This is a genomic window from Acinetobacter sp. 102, from assembly GCF_037028485.1.
Classification (GTDB): domain Bacteria; phylum Pseudomonadota; class Gammaproteobacteria; order Pseudomonadales; family Moraxellaceae; genus Acinetobacter; species Acinetobacter higginsii.
On sequence record NZ_JAZEZK010000008.1, the window covers coordinates 61,469 to 80,033 of the forward strand.

Annotated in this window: 15 protein-coding genes and 3 tRNA genes; 7 read left to right on the plus strand and 11 right to left on the minus strand. The window is 40.9% G+C overall.

Annotated features, from left to right (window positions below):
• Nucleotides 1–166 precede the first annotated feature (166 nt).
• The gene (locus tag WA352_RS09590; RefSeq protein WP_004801468.1) at nucleotides 167–925 is read right to left on the minus strand and encodes a metallophosphoesterase family protein; all 759 of its coding nucleotides are present in this window, start codon (nucleotides 923–925) and stop codon (nucleotides 167–169) included.
• On the minus strand, nucleotides 906–1,844 hold the full coding sequence (locus tag WA352_RS09595) for a diacylglycerol/lipid kinase family protein (protein WP_336142307.1): 939 nt from the start codon (nucleotides 1,842–1,844) through the stop codon (nucleotides 906–908). The genes WA352_RS09590 and WA352_RS09595 overlap by 20 nt, the downstream gene beginning before the upstream one ends.
• A 397-nt stretch (nucleotides 1,845–2,241) precedes the next feature.
• On the opposite strand from WA352_RS09595, the gene WA352_RS09600 reads away from it, so the two are divergent.
• The 3 genes from WA352_RS09600 to WA352_RS09610 all read left to right on the plus strand — a co-directional run bounded on the left by WA352_RS09600 (nucleotide 2,242) and on the right by WA352_RS09610 (nucleotide 7,303).
• On the plus strand, nucleotides 2,242–4,071 hold the full coding sequence (locus WA352_RS09600) for a phosphoenolpyruvate carboxykinase (GTP) (RefSeq protein ID WP_004801473.1): 1,830 nt from the start codon (nucleotides 2,242–2,244) through the stop codon (nucleotides 4,069–4,071).
• 193 nt (nucleotides 4,072–4,264) lie between these two features.
• Nucleotides 4,265–4,972, plus strand: coding sequence for a hypothetical protein (locus WA352_RS09605; protein ID WP_336142310.1), 708 nt, complete (start codon nucleotides 4,265–4,267; stop codon nucleotides 4,970–4,972).
• Nucleotides 4,973–5,134: 162 nt separating this feature from the next.
• A complete protein-coding gene (locus WA352_RS09610; RefSeq protein WP_336142313.1) occupies nucleotides 5,135–7,303 on the plus strand; it encodes a TonB-dependent siderophore receptor in 2,169 nt (722 codons plus the stop codon).
• A 53-nt stretch (nucleotides 7,304–7,356) separates the two neighbouring features.
• Here WA352_RS09610 and glpD read toward each other — a convergent pair whose 3' ends face one another.
• The 3 genes from glpD to glpK all read right to left on the minus strand — a co-directional run bounded on the left by glpD (nucleotide 7,357) and on the right by glpK (nucleotide 11,462).
• Nucleotides 7,357–8,877: a glycerol-3-phosphate dehydrogenase gene (gene glpD / locus WA352_RS09615; protein WP_336142316.1), complete on the minus strand. Its 1,521-nt coding sequence runs from the start codon at nucleotides 8,875–8,877 to the stop codon at nucleotides 7,357–7,359.
• A gap of 261 nt (nucleotides 8,878–9,138) precedes the next feature.
• Nucleotides 9,139–9,897 carry a DeoR family transcriptional regulator gene (locus WA352_RS09620; RefSeq protein WP_336142319.1) on the minus strand — a complete coding sequence of 253 codons (759 nt, stop codon included), beginning with the start codon at nucleotides 9,895–9,897 and terminating at the stop codon, nucleotides 9,139–9,141.
• A gap of 50 nt (nucleotides 9,898–9,947) precedes the next feature.
• A complete protein-coding gene (glpK, locus tag WA352_RS09625; protein WP_336142322.1) occupies nucleotides 9,948–11,462 on the minus strand; it encodes a glycerol kinase GlpK in 1,515 nt (504 codons plus the stop codon).
• 261 nt (nucleotides 11,463–11,723) lie between these two features.
• Between glpK and WA352_RS09630 the strand changes: the two genes are divergently transcribed.
• Nucleotides 11,724–12,146, plus strand: coding sequence for a hypothetical protein (locus WA352_RS09630; protein WP_004801483.1), 423 nt, complete (start codon nucleotides 11,724–11,726; stop codon nucleotides 12,144–12,146).
• Nucleotides 12,147–12,207: 61 nt separating this feature from the next.
• On the opposite strand, the gene WA352_RS09635 is transcribed toward WA352_RS09630, so the two are convergent.
• The 3 genes from WA352_RS09635 to folD all read right to left on the minus strand — a co-directional run bounded on the left by WA352_RS09635 (nucleotide 12,208) and on the right by folD (nucleotide 14,203).
• Nucleotides 12,208–12,492 carry a GNAT family N-acetyltransferase gene (locus WA352_RS09635; RefSeq protein ID WP_005322836.1) on the minus strand — a complete coding sequence of 95 codons (285 nt, stop codon included), beginning with the start codon at nucleotides 12,490–12,492 and terminating at the stop codon, nucleotides 12,208–12,210.
• Between the two features lie 145 nt (nucleotides 12,493–12,637).
• On the minus strand, nucleotides 12,638–13,306 hold the full coding sequence (locus tag WA352_RS09640) for a class I SAM-dependent methyltransferase (protein ID WP_004801487.1): 669 nt from the start codon (nucleotides 13,304–13,306) through the stop codon (nucleotides 12,638–12,640).
• 48 nt (nucleotides 13,307–13,354) lie between these two features.
• The gene (gene folD, locus WA352_RS09645) at nucleotides 13,355–14,203 is read right to left on the minus strand and encodes a bifunctional methylenetetrahydrofolate dehydrogenase/methenyltetrahydrofolate cyclohydrolase FolD (protein WP_004652016.1); all 849 of its coding nucleotides are present in this window, start codon (nucleotides 14,201–14,203) and stop codon (nucleotides 13,355–13,357) included.
• A 152-nt stretch (nucleotides 14,204–14,355) separates the two neighbouring features.
• Between folD and WA352_RS09650 the strand changes: the two genes are divergently transcribed.
• Nucleotides 14,356–14,429 (plus strand) — tRNA-Cys (locus WA352_RS09650).
• 8 nt (nucleotides 14,430–14,437) lie between these two features.
• Nucleotides 14,438–14,523: transfer RNA gene (locus WA352_RS09655), tRNA-Leu, on the plus strand.
• 126 nt (nucleotides 14,524–14,649) lie between these two features.
• Here WA352_RS09655 and WA352_RS09660 read toward each other — a convergent pair.
• Nucleotides 14,650–16,410, minus strand: coding sequence for an alkaline phosphatase D family protein (locus WA352_RS09660; protein ID WP_336142330.1), 1,761 nt, complete (start codon nucleotides 16,408–16,410; stop codon nucleotides 14,650–14,652).
• A gap of 213 nt (nucleotides 16,411–16,623) precedes the next feature.
• Here WA352_RS09660 and WA352_RS09665 point away from each other — a divergent pair.
• A tRNA-Leu gene (locus tag WA352_RS09665) sits at nucleotides 16,624–16,709 on the plus strand.
• 141 nt (nucleotides 16,710–16,850) lie between these two features.
• Here the strand turns inward: WA352_RS09665 and pgaD are convergent.
• Entirely contained in the window at nucleotides 16,851–17,267 is a 417-nt protein-coding gene (gene pgaD, locus WA352_RS09670) for a poly-beta-1,6-N-acetyl-D-glucosamine biosynthesis protein PgaD (RefSeq protein WP_004801491.1), read from the minus strand.
• 33 nt (nucleotides 17,268–17,300) lie between these two features.
• Complete coding sequence (gene pgaC, locus WA352_RS09675; RefSeq protein ID WP_004801493.1) at nucleotides 17,301–18,557, minus strand: poly-beta-1,6-N-acetyl-D-glucosamine synthase; 1,257 nt, start codon at nucleotides 18,555–18,557, stop codon at nucleotides 17,301–17,303.
• Nucleotides 18,558–18,565: the final 8 nt, after the last annotated feature.

Consider the following 18,565-nt stretch of genomic DNA (forward strand, 5'->3'; position numbering starts at 1 on the left):
TGTTTTTTACTTTAAAATCCAAACCAATCAATTGATTAATAAAATATTAATAAAAATTTTAACGATTAAGCACATTTCAATTATCGCCGAAAAAAACAAGTAAAGCTAAATTTATATAACCTATAACCATCATCTACTTAAGCACACAAGAATCTTTATAACTGGTTTATTTCAATGTGTGAAAGTTACCCAAGCTCTCATCAAACCAATAATGTTCAATCTTGCCATCATCCGAAATTACATTAAAACTATTGGTTAATCCAAAACGTAATCGATTTGAAGTCGCTGTGCCTGCATGGATATCTAAAATTGGATGATCAAATCCCAACTGAAAAATTTGATTTAAATCATGCACAGCAACTTTATGTAAATGTCCGTGCAATAAACCAAATAACCCCGTCTCTCCCCAGCGTTCTAAAGCAATTTTTCCAAGCACAGGACAATCTTTATCACCATGCTCATTTGGGAAGGTATAAAAAGGCTGATGAAAAACCACCAGTTTTATTTTATTCGCTGGCGCATGATTTAACTTTTCATAGGTTTCATGAATTTGATCCAGTGAAATATGCCCACGCGTATGATAGCGCCGCCGAATACTGTTCATCCCGACAATATAAAAATGCTCGGTTTCTAAGGTTGTTTCTAAACGGCCAAAAAAAGCCTGATAACGGACAAAGGGAGAAAAGAAGCGATTCCAAACATGATACAGCGGAATATCATGATTACCCGGAACAACAATATAAGGAAGGTTGAGAGAATCTAGAAATTGGCGACATGCATAAAACTGCTTAAAACGCGCACGCTGTGTGAGATCGCCACTGACTACAATAGCTTCAGGACGATGTTGTTGGCAAAATTGCTTGATTGCTTGAATGCAACCTTCACGTTCCGTTCCAAAATGTAGATCAGACAGGTGTAATAACATTCGGAACCATCACTTTTAACGCAGATTTTTTCACTGAAAATTTTAATGGGGTGTCCATCTCCATAAGCTCTCCATCTATTGCCACCGTTAATTTTGGCTTTTTACAATTGACCAGTATATGTTCGGCACAAAATGAATATACATCAGAAGCTTGATCAATTTTACCCTGAACCAATTTCCATAACATTTTCATTAAGCTGAAACGATCACTTTTGGCAACAACAACCCCTGCTAACTTTCCATTAGCAGCACATTCTGCAACTCTTAATTTCATATCACTCAGTTGCAGTTGATTATTACCAAAAAAAACTAACGGTGTTGCAACAGGATAGCGCTGTTCATCAATGGTCACCGCAAGTTTTAAGGATTTATGTTCACGCAGTAATACATCCAAACCCGATGTATAGGCATTTAGTGGAAAACGTCCAAGTCGCTGATTGTATAGTTCACGTTTTTTTATAAATAAAGGATACAGCCCTAAACTCGCATTATTGAGATAAATTTGATCATTGATTGCAGCAACGTGCACTGCTTGTATCCTGCCCGTTGCAATCACTTCTGCCGCTTGCGCAACATCAATCGGGATATTCAACGCCCGTGCAACATAATTAAACGTACCCAGTGGTATGATCCCCATCGGAATATCCGTATGGATTAACTGTTTTGCAACCGCATTTAAAGTTCCATCTCCCCCAGCCGCAACCACAACGCCACGTAATTCAGTCTGTTGATGCCTAGCCAAAACAGTTCTCATCATGTCATCAAAATTAACCTGCTGATTTAATTCAAAAACCTGAATTTCAAATCCATATTGTGTCCAATATGTCATAAGGCGCTCATATTCATCATCTTGCTGCGCAGCATGGAAACCTGATTTTTGATTATAAATAATAGATAAAGGCTGTAAATTTCGACTCATTCGCATCAACCTTAGGGCTTTTGATAAGCCTATTTTTGTTTACAAAATCAACAAATAAAAGCAAGTTTATGTAATTTTTGAATGAACATTATTCATATAATCAATAACAATTCTCAAAAAATTAAAAATAAATTAAAACACTGATTAACAAAGAAATTTATAAAAAAAATATTACATATAAAAAAACAAAATAATAAAACATAGAATAATAAAATTATTAAAAAACAATATTATAATCACAAACCAACATTTCCCACCTTACACACCTACCTATTCTTTAGTCTTATATTTTTTATGATTTTATGCTTTAATACAGCCACTTTTTTTACTTCATCTGTCTCACTGCCATCCAGTGGATAGAATTTGTACGTCGTACACACTTTAAAAAGGCATCACCATGACCCAAGTGAACGCACCAGAATTCGTTCGTCACCCTAAGCTGATTGCATGGGTGGAAGAAATTGCAAAATTGACCAAACCAGCAAAAATCGAATGGTGTGACGGTAGCGAAGAAGAATATCAACGTCTCATGGACTTGATGATCGCTAACGGCACCATGCAAAAACTTAACCAAGAAAAACATCCTGGTTCTTATCTTGCAAATTCTGATCCTTCTGACGTTGCTCGTGTTGAAGACCGTACTTATATCTGCTCGCAAAATGAAGAAGATGCTGGCGCAACAAACAACTGGGTTGCTCCTGCAGAAATGCGCGAAAAATTAAATGGATTATTTGACGGTGCAATGGAAGGCCGTACCATGTATGTGGTTCCCTTCTCGATGGGTCCTTTAGGAAGCCACATTGCTCACATTGGTATCGAGTTAACAGATTCACCTTACGTTGCAGTCAGCATGACTAAAATGGCACGTATGGGTAAAGCAGTTTATGACGTGTTAGGTACAGATGGTGAGTTTATCCCATGCGTACACACTGTTGCTGCACCATTAAAAGATGGTCAAAAAGACGTTGCTTGGCCATGTAACAACGAAAAATATATCGTTCACTATCCAGAAACGCGTGAAATCTGGTCTTACGGTTCTGGCTACGGCGGTAATGCATTACTTGGTAAAAAATGCCTAGCATTACGTATTGCTTCTGCAATGGGTCGTGAGCAAGGCTGGTTAGCTGAACACATGCTAATTCTAGGTGTAACTAACCCACAAGGTGAAAAACACTACATCGCAGCGGCATTCCCTTCTGCATGTGGTAAAACAAACTTTGCGATGTTAATTCCACCAGCAGGTTACGAAGGCTGGAAGATTGAAACTGTAGGTGACGATATTGCTTGGATCAAACCAGGTGAAGATGGTCGTTTATATGCAATCAATCCAGAAGCAGGTTTCTTCGGTGTTGCACCTGGTACAAATACCAAAACTAACCCGAACTGTATCGCAACCATGCATAAAGATGTGATTTACACCAACGTTGCCGTAACTAAAGATGGCGAAGTATGGTGGGAAGGTCTAACTAAAGAAGTTCCAGCTGACCTGATCACTTGGAAAGGTCAACCATACGTTGAAGGCGAAAAAGCAGCGCATCCAAACTCGCGCTTTACCGTTTCTGCAGGTCAATGCCCTTCGATTGACGCTGACTGGGAAAATCCAGCAGGCGTACCAATCTCTGCATTCATCTTCGGTGGTCGTCGTGCAGACACTGTGCCTTTAGTTTCCGAAGCGTTTGACTGGGTTGATGGCGTTTATAAAGCGGCAACGATGGGTTCTGAAACAACTGCAGCAGCGGTTGGTCAACAAGGTATCGTTCGTCGTGACCCATTCGCAATGCTTCCATTTGCGGGTTATAACATGGCTGATTACTTCGGTCACTGGTTACAACTTGGTCAAGAAGTTGGTGCAAAAGCTGAAGCTGCCGGTAATAAATTACCAAAAATCTTCAACGTAAACTGGTTCCGTCGTGATGCTGAAGGCAACTTCGTATGGCCTGGTTTCGGTCAAAACATGCGTGTTCTTGAATGGATCATTGATCGTTGTGAAGGCCGCGCTGAAGCGACTGAAACACCAATCGGTTATGTTCCAACTTATGAACAGTTGAACTGGAATGGTATTGATTTCTCTAAAGAGCAATTCAACACTGTTACAGCTCAAGACAAAGATCAATGGATCAAAGAACTTGAAAGCCACACTGAGTTATTCACTAAACTTGGTGCTCGCTTACCTCAAGCACTTAAAGATCGTCAAAATGAATTATTAGCAGCTGTTAAATCTGCTTAATCATAATTGACATAAAAAGGTCGCTTCGGCGGCCTTTTTTGTCATCTTACATTGCAAAACTATAATAAACTAGCAGCCTCAAAAGTAATTTTCATCCATCGAAGATGAACAAATTAAGACTTTAATGTGCCAGCAAAAGTCAGTTAAAAAATATAAAGAGATCCGTATTTTATCGATTTAAACAGGAAAAGTTATGCAACAAGAGATTACAACTGCACAAGATTTTTTAAAATTACTCCCAGACTCAGACACCGTCTTTACAAGCAAAGACGCCTTTCTCGCAAAGCATTTACTCCCCCTCATTTCGATTGACCTTGCCCAGATCAATCCTGAATGGCACGGTTGGATTCATTTAGTTAATCCAATTGAACCTTATGAGTGTTATATCGGCTCAGAGACTGCTGAGTTTCATAATGAATTTGCGCATGAAAATTGGTTTATTTTACAGTTGGATGAGCAGTCTCAATACCATTGGCTGGCTGATCAACACTATTTTATTTTAGAAAATAAAAGTCATCCTTCATATGCTGAGGTTTTGACGCATAGCCAAGCAATGCATGCAGATTTTCGACAGGTCAAACAACGCTTCTTAGAACAAAAAAGAGTGATTAGTACATCTGATATCAATTATCAAAATAAGGAACCTACCATTTTACTCAATCAACTGGGTGGTGATGCTGAATATGGCAACTGGTGCTATCCGATTGAAGAACAACTTAAACTGGAAAATATTGAACAAGATGACAACTGTTTTGTACACATCTTTGATCGACAGCAACGACGCTATTATTTCATTGCCTCAGCATCGGGTTGGGAGTATTGCAATCATGGTGCCGACAATATCTTGATGTTTTACCAACCCGAAACTCAACGGGTCCTATTTACATTTGACTGGACATAACTGATCACAGGTCGCCACAGCGGCCTTTTTTAATGCCCAATTTTCGAAAATTCCTATCAACCCTCCACCCCACGCTAGGTATTCCCATTAAGCTTCGGACGAAATAAATTGTAAAGTTAACGAATATTAACAATAATTGTAATAATAATATTTCTCATTTACATGGTTGTAGACATGAGTTCTTCCACACTGTTCAAACGCACCCCCCTTTTTTTAGCAATCTCCACATTAGTCAGTATCAGCTCATATAGCCATGCACTTGAGGAAGGATCACAACAACTCCCAACCATCAAAGTTCAAGCCTCGCAAGATAGCGATGCCAGTGAAAAAACCAAAGCATATACCATTAAAAATAGTTCAAGCGCCACCAAACTCGATATTGAAGCCAAAGAAATCCCTCAGACTATCAATGTAGTGACACGCCAGCAAATTGAAGATTTTGGCCTCACCAGTTCTCGAGATGTGCTGAACAATACTCCCGGTGTGACCGTTAATTCACTTGAAACTGAACGCTCTGTGTATATGGCACGTGGTTTTGAAATTTCAAACATTCTGGTTGATGGAGTTGGTTTTCCATCAAGTGAATGGAATTATAATGACACCAATCCAGACAGCTACTTTTATGATCGCATTGAAGTCATTAAAGGTGCAGATGCACTGACCAATGCTTTTGGTGATCCAAGCGCAACCATTAACTATATCCGTAAACGCCCCACCAAAGAGTTTCAAGCCAATGCAGGCTTAAGCTATGGCTCATGGGATACACAACGTTATGAGGCAGATGCCTCGGGTAGCCTATCACCAAACGGTACTGTTCGCGGCCGTGTTTCTGGTTTTCAACAAACAGGCGATTCAAACTTAGACCGCTATAGTTCTGAGAAAAATGGCATTGCAGGAATTTTAGAAGCTGATCTTGGAGACAATACCTTACTAACTATTGGTGCCAGCCAAGAAAAAAATAAGCCCAATGCCAATAACTGGGGGGCTTTACCGTTGATGGATTCTACGGGTAAACAAATCAGCTATGATCGCTCCTATAACCCTAATCCAGATTGGACCTATTGGGACAATACTTCACGTAATGCATTTTTTGAGTTAAAACAAAAATTATCAGAAACTTGGTCTGCCAACCTAAGCTACAACTACAATGAGAAGGATCGTAAAAGCCAACTGCTCTACTACTATGGCTATCCAAATGCTGATGGCTCAGGTATTTCCCTAACACCAAGCGGCTTTTTAGAAAATAATAAACTACATACAGCCGATTTAAATCTACAAGGCAAATTTGACCTGTTTAATCGTGAGCATGAAGCAATCATCGGCTATACCTTCTCAAATAGCCACCAAAATGACCATGCAAAAAATGGCACTTTGCACGACAGTAACATCAACTATGTGGATAATGTCCCTTATACAACAGATTGGTCAAGTTGGACCCCAAACAATGTTACTTGGTCTGATTTTTCTGAAACAGCCGACTATACACAGCGCAATCAATCGGTTTATGCTGCGACACGCCTTCATTTAAATGAAGACCTAAAACTCACTTTAGGCGCAAACTACGTCAAAGCCAAAAGTGAAGGTACAAGTTACAATGCACCAATGGTTTACGATGAAAGTAAAGTTTCCCCTTATGCAGGTATCACCTATAACTTTACACCTGAATATACGGGTTATATGAGTTATACCTCTATTTTCCGCCCACAAACTGCAGTTGATGATATAACAAAACAGGTTGCCGACCCAATCAAAGGAAAAAGCTATGAAGCTGGCTTCAAGAGTTCATGGTTAGATAATAAACTTACTGGAACACTTGCTGTCTTTAGAACCGAAGAGAATAATTACCCACTTCGCCCAACAGATAGCCACCCTCTCAATCGTACATCTAAAATCAGTGATTTACGTTCGCAAGGCGTAGAAGTCGGTTTAGCTGGACAATTAACAGATCAAGTCAATGTTTCTCTCGGCTATACCCAATTTAGCCTGCAAGACCTAAAGAATGGCGGTGCTGCAAGAACCTATAACCCAACGCAAAGCTTTAATCTTTTAACAACCTACTCTCCTGCTCAGCTACCAAAACTGAAAGTTGGTGCAGGTGTGAAATGGCAAAGTAAAATCACCCGTTTTGACCCAAGCTATAGCACTTACCTTAAACAAAGTGATTATGCGCTGCTCAATTTGATGGCAAGTTATGACATTAGTCCAAATCTCAGTATTCAGGCCAACGCCAATAACGTAACGGATAAAAAATATTTAAACAGCTTTACCGATGGACAAGCCTTCTACGGAGCACCTGCAAATTACACTGTTGCATTCCGCTTCAAATACTAATGAAGACCCATAAAAAAGCCCCTTATTCAAAGGGGCTTTTTTATTGAGAACTTTTAAGCAGCAACCGTGGTATTTGGTTTATTTGCTAAATACACATCTAAGCTTTCGATTTCACTTGGTGCAAAATTGAGACCAAGCTTTGAACGTCTCCACAGAATATCTTGGCTGGTCGTTATCCACTCAAAGCGGCATAAATAATCCACTTCTTTCGCATACAAACCTTGACCAAAATGCTGACCTAACTGCTCAACCGAAGTTGCTTCTCCCAAGATATTCCAAATACGTGAACCATAAGCAGATGCCCAACGTTTTGCCAAAGCCTCAGATGCATCGGTGATTTGTGCACGAATCTCTTTCGCCAACTGTTCAGCTGTTGCCATATTTTCACCACCAGGTAAAGCCTCAGTTGCTGTCCAACTGCCCGTCATTTCTGGGAAAAATGCTTTGAGCTGCTGCATTGCAGATTCTGCCAACTTACGATACGTGGTTAACTTACCACCAAAGACCGAAAGTAAAGGTGCCTGATCTTCTGCTTCTTGCGATAAAGCCAAAGTATAATCACGGGTAATTGCAGATGGATTGTCTGATTCATCATCACACAATGGACGTACACCAGCAAAAGTCGAAATAATATCCGCTTGGGTTAACTGATTTTTGAAATGTGCATTACTTACTTCAATCAAGTAATCAATTTCTTCTTGGGTGATTTTTACTTGTGCAGGATCACCTTGATATTCACGATCCGTGGTTCCAATCATGGTGTATTGGTCTAAGTAAGGGATTGCGAACACAATACGACGGTCATCATTCTGCATGATAAAGGCTTTGTCGCCTTCATACAGCTTCGGCACAATGATATGACTGCCTTGAATCAAACGAATACCATACGGCGATTTAAGCTGCAAATCTTGCTTAATAAATTGTGCAACCCAAGGGCCAGCTGCATTCACTAGAGCCTTGGCCTTAATCTGGAATTGACCTTGTGCATTTTCCAAATCAACAACCCAATACTGCCCCTCACGTTGTGCTGATAAACAACGTGTGCGTGTGACAATGTCGGCACCTTTTTCACGCGCATGCATGGCATTCAACACCACCAAGCGAGAATCATCTACCGCACAGTCTGAATATTCAAAACCGCGAGTAATCGCAGCATTTAATGGACTGTCTTCTTTAAAATAAACGTTATTCGAACCCAATAATTTTTCACGTTTACCCAAGTGATCGTAAAAGAACAAACCTGTACGAATCAACCACGCTGGGCGTAAGTGTGGACGATGCGGCATGATAAAACGCATGGGACGGATAATGTGTGGTGCTTTTGCCAACAATACTTCACGTTCAGCCAGCGCTTCACGGACTAAGCGAAACTCTTTGTGTTCAAGATAACGTAAACCACCATGGATCAACTTACTGCTTGCAGAAGAGGTATGGCTGGCCAAATCATCTTTTTCGCAGAGGAATACTGATAAGCCACGACCTGAAGCATCTGCTGCAATACCAACACCGTTGATACCACCACCAATGACAGCAAGGTCATAAATTTTGTCATTTGACTGAGGAGAAGTTTGCATAAGTCACCGCAAATTTTCATTATTGTTCAATAACGAACATTTAAACATGTAAAATGAAAACAAACAATAAAAAAACGTCAAAAAAATGCCAATTTATAGGCGTTTTTAGATAAATGGTCAAAATTGAAAATGTGTAGATTAAAAAGAGGATGATCTGGCAATACAAAGACTGCTCATGGTTACAGCATTATTCTTATTTAAATATTCTTGAGCCAAAAATATTCAGCTCAAGAAAAGTAACAATTTTTCGGAAATGAAGATTTACTTGGCAACAATCAACCCAACATCCAAATCGCGAATGGTTTTCATAAACTCTTCATTCGGCTGTTGATCGGTAAAAATACAATCCACTTGCTTAAGTGAACCTAAACGAATCATGGCATTACGACCAAACTTACTGCTATCCGCAGCAAGGAAAACTTGACGGGCACTCGAAACAATCTCTTGAGATACGCACACTTCTTGGAAGTCAAAATCCAGTAAAGTCCCGTCTTCTTCGATACCACTGATGCCTACCAGTGCATAGTCTGCCTTAAACTGCTTAAAGAAATCCGCAGTCGCCTGACCAATCACGCCACCATCTGGACGCACACGCCCGCTGGCAATCAGTACCTCAAAGTCTTCTTTGGTACTCAGAATTTTGGCAACATTGAGGTTATTGGTAATAATCCGCAAACCCGTATGGTTCAATAACGCATGCGCGATTGCTTCAGTTGTGGTCCCAATATTAATAAACAAAGAAGCATGATCTGGAACGGCTGCAGCCACAGCGGCTGCAATCAGTCTCTTTTCTTCCAACATATACCCGACACGCATCGTATATTCGGTGTTTTCCACACTTGAATCATGCGCTGCACCACCGTGATAACGTCTCAGCAAGCCCTCATCCGCCAATTGATTAATATCACGACGGATGGTTTGCGGGGTGACATCAAAATGTTGAGCAAGTTCTTCAATACTGATATAGCCACGCTCTCTCACTAGTTCGAGGGTTTTTTGTTGGCGTAGTATCAAGCTCATGCTCATCCATCCTGTGTTGTTTTAAGTCATACTAAACGGTCTATTTTAGCTTAATCTTCCGCCCAATCACGAGTGCGTCCGACAGCTTTTAACCAACCTTTATAGAGTTTTTCAGTCACATCCTGACCGCACTCTGGCACAAAGGTATTTTCGATGGTCATTCTACTCTTCAATTCGTTTAAATCCGACCAGAAACCGACAGCTAAACCAGCCAAGAATGCAGCACCCATACCCGTTGTTTCTTTCATCGCAGGACGTTCTACTGAAGTGCCCATGATATCGGCTTGGAATTGCATCAAGAAGTTATTGGCAGTTACACCACCATCAACACGCAAGGTACGCAATTTCTCACCCGAATCTTGCTGCATGGCATCCAATACATCTCGGGTTTGGTAAGCAATCGACTCCAATGTGGCGCGAATAATATGTTCGATACTTACACCGCGAGTGATACCCAAGATTGCACCACGTGCTGTTGGATCCCAATATGGCGCACCTAAACCTGTAAATGCGGGCACCACATAGACACCGTTACTGTCTTTTACTTTGGTTGCATAGTATTCGGAATCATGCGAATCATTGATCGCCTTAAGTTCGTCACGCAACCATTGCACACATGAACCACCATTGAACACCGCACCTTCCAGTGCATAGTTCACTTCACCACGCGGACCACATGCAATTGTCGTCAATAAACCATGATTAGATTGCACAATGCGTTTGCCCGTATTCATGAGCAAGAAGCAACCTGTACCATAGGTATTTTTTGCCTGACCCGCTTCAACACACATTTGTCCAAACAATGCGGCTTGTTGATCCCCTGCAATACCTGCAATTGGAATCCCAATTTCTTGACCACTAATGGTATGTGTATAACCGTAGACTTCAGAAGAACCACGAACTTCGGGCAACATCGCTTTAGGAATATTTAACGCTTCAAGCAGTTTATCGTCCCATTCAAGCGTTTCGATGTTGAATAACATGGTGCGAGATGCATTGGTATAGTCAGTCACATGAACTTGGCCATTGGTCAATTTCCAAAGCAACCAGGTATCGATGGTACCAAATAAAAGCTCTCCACGTTCTGCACGTTCACGGCTGCCTTCAACACGATCAAGAATCCACTTAATTTTAGTTGCAGAGAAATATGGATCAAGGACCAAACCAGTTACTTTATGAACGTAATCTTGCCAGCCATCTTGGCGCAGTTGATTACAAATTTCATTGCTTTGGCGGCTTTGCCATACAATTGCATTGTAAATAGGTTTACCTGTCTTTTTATCCCAGATGACAGTGGTTTCACGTTGGTTTGTAATCCCAATCGCTGCGATTTGCTCGCTAGAAATACTTGCTTGCGCTAAAGCTTCAACCCATACCGCACTTTGCGTTGCCCAGATTTCCATTGGATCATGCTCAACCCAACCTGGTTGTGGGTAAATTTGCGTAAATTCACGCTGGGCAATACTGATGACATTCGCATCGTGATCCAATACGATCGCACGTGAACTGGTTGTACCTTGGTCAAATGCAACCACGTATTTCTTTTGACTATCTGTAGAGATCATGACATACCTATCCAGACTTGCTTATGTATAGTGCAATAAATTAAATGCCCGTTAAAAAACGGGCTCAAATACTACAAAAAAGCAATGACTTCTGTATTAAATAAAAAACTTGGCAGATTATATGCAAAATTGTTCGAAAACGAAAATTCTTTCTTTATATTTGAAGCTAAAAAACGATGAATAGCCTGTGTTTTAAAGATTCCTCACAATAAAAAACTTATTTTATGCGATACTAAAACCAGAAATAACAGGATCATTGATATGAAAAAAACCAATTTATTGTTAATTATGAGCGGTGCTCTTGTTCTTGCAGCCTGTCAAAGTAGTCCACATCAATACAATGGCACAACGGGTTATCAAATTGAAAATAAAACGGCCACTTCTGCGACTGTTGCCTATACCCTCGCGGCACGTAGCAATAGCGATCTAGATGAGAAAAAATTACAACATGCCTGCAAGCAAATTTTAGGTGCAGACAAAACCTATAAACTTGCAGTATTGAGTGTCAATGAAATCGTTAATCCAACCCAACAAGAGCAATATGGCGTAAAAATTGGTAATAGCCGCGCAACATTTGGCTTATCTAATTCGCCAGATTTGAATAATAGCGAAGGCTATGCAACCCGTCAGGCACTTGAAACACGTCCAAGCACACTCAAAGTGGTTCGCTATACCTGTTCTTAATTTTATGACTTGATCAATAAAAATGGATGTATTCCATCATTGAGAATACATCCAACTCAACCTATCCTTTCAATACGTCATGAATCGAAAGATCTTTATCAAACACCGATTTTGCAAATGGGCATAAAGGAATGACTTTCACCTGACGTTCACGTACAAAGGCGATCAACTCCTTTAACAACTTATGTCCTACACCCTGCCCACGAAATTGATCACTTACATCGGTATGGTCAATAATGAGCATGCTATCTCCTGCCCAAGTGTATGCCATCTCACCCGCAAGCACCTCGCCTTCGAACAGCTTAAATGCACCATGTTTCCCATCATCAATCTGCTGAATACTCATACACGTTCCTTTTTTAAAGATTCTGCTATATAACAGCCCAAAGGCTATCTGTTTATTTCATTTCAATGTTTTAGCATGCGTGGTGAGGCGATTGTGTTGAGATTTGATAACCTCAACTCTATTGTTCTTTTTTAACAAGGAATATTTATTTGGTTCGGTAAAAACTGACGTTTCTAAACTCTTTGGCTTCATCCAAATCTGGCCAAGTACTTGCACTACGTTCGTCAATTTTTAGATATTGAGGATGACTAAAGTTTTTGACTCGACTATCGGCGACCCAGACTTCAGGTGCGAACTTAAGGAACTCATCCAAAAAGAATCGATTGGATTGGTCATACAATACATCCGCCGCCAGCAGCACATCGACTTGCTCGGACTGATACAAATCGTCCAAATATTCAAGCTCAACATCATTCAGCAACGCATTTTCACGACATGATGCCAGACTCACGGGATCAATATCACAACAAATCACACGTTTAGCACCAGCCATTTTTGCCGCAATCGCAACCACACCTGAACCTGCACCAAAGTCCAGCACCACCTTATCTTTAACATGATGTGGCTCTGCCAAAAGCCATTGTGCCATTGCAAGACCAGAGGCCCAACAAAAAATCCAGTACGGCGTTTCATTCCAAATCCGTCGAATCACTTCATCATCTAAGCGATCCGTTGGAAATACCGGAGGAATTAACCAAAGTGAAATCGGTGTTTCAGGTAATTGTTGTGCCAATAAATCAGTATTGGGAATCACCTGATGCAAGGCCTGCAACAAATGTTCAGGCGCTTTGGCAAATTGAAAAGTACAACTCATATTTGTTTAATTCTAAAAAAACCCCTCTTCGCGAGGGGTTATTAATCTTTACGCTAATGCTTTTTCAGCAGCTTCTACAGTTTGACGAATCAACGTGGTGATCGTCATCGGACCCACACCACCTGGCACTGGGGTATAAGCAGAAGCAATCTCTTCAATACCGACCAATTGGATATCGCCTACACCACCGCCATCACGTGGATGGAAACCTGCATCAACCACAACAGCACCCTGCTTGATCCAATCTTTTTGAATCAATTCAGCTTTACCGACTGCACCAACAATAATATCAGCTTGTTTTACCAATTCTGGCAAGTTTTGAGTACGAGAATGGCAAATGGTGACCGTTGCATTGGCTTGTAATAGCATCATCGCCATTGGTTTACCCAAAATAGCAGAACGGCCCACAACAACCGCATGTTTACCTGCGATTTCAATTTTGTTTTCTTGCAAAATGGTCATAATGCCAGCTGGAGTTGCTGAACCATAGGCCGCTTCGCCCATTGCCATACGACCAAAACCTAAACACGTCACGCCATCCACATCTTTTGCCAATGAAATCGCATCGAAACATGCTCTTTCATCAATTTGTTCTGGCACTGGATGTTGCAATAAGATGCCATGTACATCTGGATTGGCATTTAATTTTTCAATTTCAGCCAATAATTGTTCAGTTGTGGTTTCTTTTGGAAGTTCAACTTTTAATGAGTCCATGCCAACACGGCGGCAAGCATTACCTTTCATACGCACATAAGTGGCAGATGCACCATCATCACCCACCAAGATGGTTGCCAAGATTGGGGTACGCCCCGATTTTGCTTTTAATGCTTCTACACGTACCAACAAATCCGTTTCAATTTGTTTTGCTAATGCACGACCGTCTAAAACCAATGCCACAGCGCATCTCCAAAGTGGGTATGAATCAATTGCGTAAATAATACATGATAATTTGAGCAATATTCTTTTAGATGTTGTTTTTATGTGCATATTCGCAATAAACACTATTGTTTTTTTTTTAAAGATTGCTAATATGTGCATCACCAAGAGATGGCGGGGTGGCAGAGTGGTCATGCAGCGGACTGCAACTCCGTGTACGCCGGTTCGATTCCGACCTCCGCCTCCATTGGTAAAGCCCGAGTGGTGAAATCGGTAGACACAGGGGATTTAAAATCCCCCGCCCACAAAGCGTGCCAGTTCGAGTCTGGCCTCGGGCACCATATTTCAGCTAATGAAATATGGTGCAAATAAAAATCCAGCGTAAGCTGGTTTTTTTATGTCCAAAATTTAAGGACAGATCATAAAAAAGCCAAGTTCATTGACTTGGCTTCCCCCACTTTTGAAACTTAAGCCACTTGCTGCCCTGTTTTCACAGGCAATAAGTTTTTATCCAAGCTCAATTGATAACCACGAGTTTTATCAATCACATATTCAGGCTTTTTGATCGAATCGACATAAATCCATTGTGATTGCACTTGTGCAGCATCAAATTGAACAATCAAATAGCCTCTTTGATTTAAATTGCAGTAATTCAACTCATCAATCAACGTTGTGAATGCAAATTCAAACTGTTGCAACTGCGCTAATGGAATATTTAAATATTTTTCCAAACCAGGTGAAGACACAGAACTGGTCGCCAGCTCCACCCCAACAAATACACCGTCTTTACTATATAAGTTTGACGACCAAGCGTTATGCGTATCCCCTGCCAGTACCACGACTTTTTTCTTTAATTGCGCCAATGCAGCATACACAATCTCACGCTCAGCAAAATAACCATCCCATGCATCTAGGTTATAAGGTGCAACCGTCAGAACACGTGCTTTTTCTTGTGCTGTTAAATTCGGATCACCTTTCTGCAAGCGAATTTTTAAAGTCACCAACTCGGTAATTTGTGCATTCATCTTATTTAAAGTATCTGCGCTCGGATTACCCGCAGTAATTTCAGCTAAAGCAAGCAGTAACTCAGCAGGAACCAACATCTTGGTCATTAGAATTTGCTGACCAAGCACATTCCAGTTTGCTGTCGACTGTTGCAATTTTCCAATCAGCCAATCACGTTGGGTATAACCCATTAGAGTACGTGCTGGATTGGTCAAATCTGCTTGGAATTTTGCAATATCCAAACCATTCGCTGTCATATAGTTGGCATAATCCAACTGTTCATCACGCGCAATAATTCGCGTATCCAACATCGTTAATTGAACCAGATTACCAAAATCGAACTGGCGATAAATCTTGGTGTGTTGATCATCGACAGGGCGAATTGGCATCCACTCAAAATAGGCCTGCAAAGCGGCTAGTTTACGGTCAAGGAATGGCCCTTCATTCGGCTGGTGATTTTCAGCCCCTTCTCGCCATGCATCATTGGCTAACTCATGGTCGTCCCAAATCACAATAAATGGATGACGATGGTGCAAGGCCTGCAAGTCTTTATCTTTACGATACAACGCATAACGCTTGCGATAATCATCCAATTTAATAATTTCTTTATTATTGTCTGCAGCAAGCGTACGACCTAATTTAGCTGCATCTTCTGCTGCATAACCATCCGCGCCATATTCATAAATATAGTCACCTAAATGGATCACCACATCGACATTTTGCTTGGCCATTTCACGATATACATAGAAATAACCTGCTGGATAGTTTGAACATGAACATACTGCAAAACTGACTTTTGTCGCACTGCTTGGCAAAGTCTTGGTTTGACCCACAGGTGAAACTTTATCCCCGAAGATAAAACGGTAGAAATAGCTTTGATCTGGTTTTAAACCTGTTGCATCTACCTTCACCGTAAAATCTTGTGAAGCTGTTGTGGTGACTTTATCGGTTTTAATGATTTGTTTGAATTGCTGATCTAAAGCAATTTCCCACGTCACTTGCAGACGCGCACTACTCTCACTTGGCGTCAAGCGTGTCCACAAGATCACGCGATCCTGTAAAGGATCACCACTGGCAACCCCATGTTCAAAATTCACTTGTAATGTTGCCGTCTCTTGATCCGAACTGTCATTACATCCTGTAAAACCCGCAGATAAAGACAACGCCCCGAAACCGAATAGACTTTTTTGAATAAGTTCCCGTCGTGAAATTTTTGCTGTCATTTGGATAGCTACCTTAACTTTTATCACTATAAATAAATGATTTAAATTAATCGGCTTAAATGAAGCTTTGATCTCAGTTTGATGAAAGAATCATGAAAGTTATATGACAGTGCTTAATTTTCATCAGATAAGCACATGAATTGATTGAAAAGAAAGCAAATAGCAAGTTTTGCTCTTGCCAAGTTTTAAAGTGTCCTCTATTATTGCGCACATGCCCGAGTGGTGAAATCGGTAGACACAGGGGATTTAAAATCCCCCGCCCACAAAGCGTGCCAGTTCGAGTCTGGCCTCGGGCACCATCTTCCAACTAGTGAAAGATGGTGCAAATAAAAATCCAGCGTAAGCTGGTTTTTTTATGCCTGAAATTTATGATCAGATCATAAAAAATGCCTTAATTAAAAATTAAGGCATTTGATATTCTTAATTTAGAACAATAAGTCTTATTCTACGCGAACAATCTTACCATTCTCATCATGATGGACGATACTCACCTTCTGCTGACGTCCAGCTTGAATTTCTTGCTCAGCTAATTCGAAATAACGCGCATAATCAGGGAGTGTCTTTTCAACTGCATGCTTTTTATGCACACGTTTTGCAGGTAACAAACTCCAAAGCAATAATGCAACCGCGCACATAAACAATGCCGTTACACCATGCTCAATGCCATCACCAAATGCGGACATTAAACGCTGTGCGATATGGGTCTTTTGTAATTCAACCAACACCCATACCAAAATAAATGGACGCCATAACAATAACCACCCTGCCCACATCATTGCGGTGGTAGTGGTCGAGAAGTAGCGTTTATGCCATGGGAGTTGGCGACGTACATCAATAATCAAGCTGTCTGCTTTCATTGCTTTTTACTCAGCAAAATGAATCTTTAGGATTCAACGAATTCCACGATCTGGGCTAATCCAACGGGCACGCTTCTCATCATTACGCAACAGTACCTTTGGAAAGGCGACGATTGTAGCAGTAATTGTGATCAACCAAAACACAAACGGGTACCAAATCATCCAATAATAATTTTTCCCAAGGTTTGGTTCATAACGACTATCCATCCATTTGCTTAAAGCAAACTGAATTAAACAGGTCGCTCCCAATAAAATTCCACTACCGTAAGGTAAAAATGGCGAGCTCACGACCGCCAGTGCTGGAATTGCAAAGATAAAATGCAATAACCAGATGATCGCCATAATAAGCATCAAATATGACCAAACAAGTGTCAAACACAGTTCAAACATCAAAGGCCATAAAAAATTAAGTTTAGGTTTTAAAAACACATCAATATTTTTAACCAAGACCTGTGCGCCACCCATAGCCCAACGTAGACGCTGCTTCCATAAACCATTTAAGGTTTCTGGCATCAAGATCCACACCAAGGCATTTGGCTCAAAGCGCACATCCCAACCTGCACGTTGTAATTTCCAAGTGATGTCGATGTCTTCAGTCAACATGTTCGGTGACCAATAATCAACTTGATGTACTGCACTTTTACGAAAAGCGGTAATCACCCCCGATACGGTAAATAAACGACCAAAGGTTCGTTGTGCACGCTTGATCATACCGACAATCGAAGAGAACTCACCCACTTGAATGCGCCCAAGCAAAGTCGAACGTGTCCGAATACGCGGATTACCAGTTACCGCTGCCACGGTTGGATCTTCCAAGAAATGACGCATCATCCATTTGGCCGCGTGTGGATCAAGCAGAGCATCTCCATCAATCCCGATCAGGAATTCTGCATCGGTCATCAAGCTACCGGCTTGTAGCCCCATTGCCTTGCCTTGGTTTTGTGCCAGATGTACCACACGTAATTTTTCATACTGTGTCGCCAATCGATCGAGTACTTCACCCGTATTGTCAGAACTACCATCATTAATCGCGATCACTTCAAAGTTAGGGTAATCCAGCTTAAGTGCATGGCTAATGGTTTCTTCAGCATTATCCCCTTCATTAAAGCACGGCACTAAGACCGCAACTTTAGGATATTCAGCTAAAGCTGCAGGTTGCTGATAGGGAGGATCTTGACGCTCTCTCCAATAGAAAATGAGTGCTCCCACCATCCATAAATACGACATAAATAATGGATAGTAAAAAACAAACTTAATGGCATATGACCACAATAAAGCAATCCAACTCATCTACATTA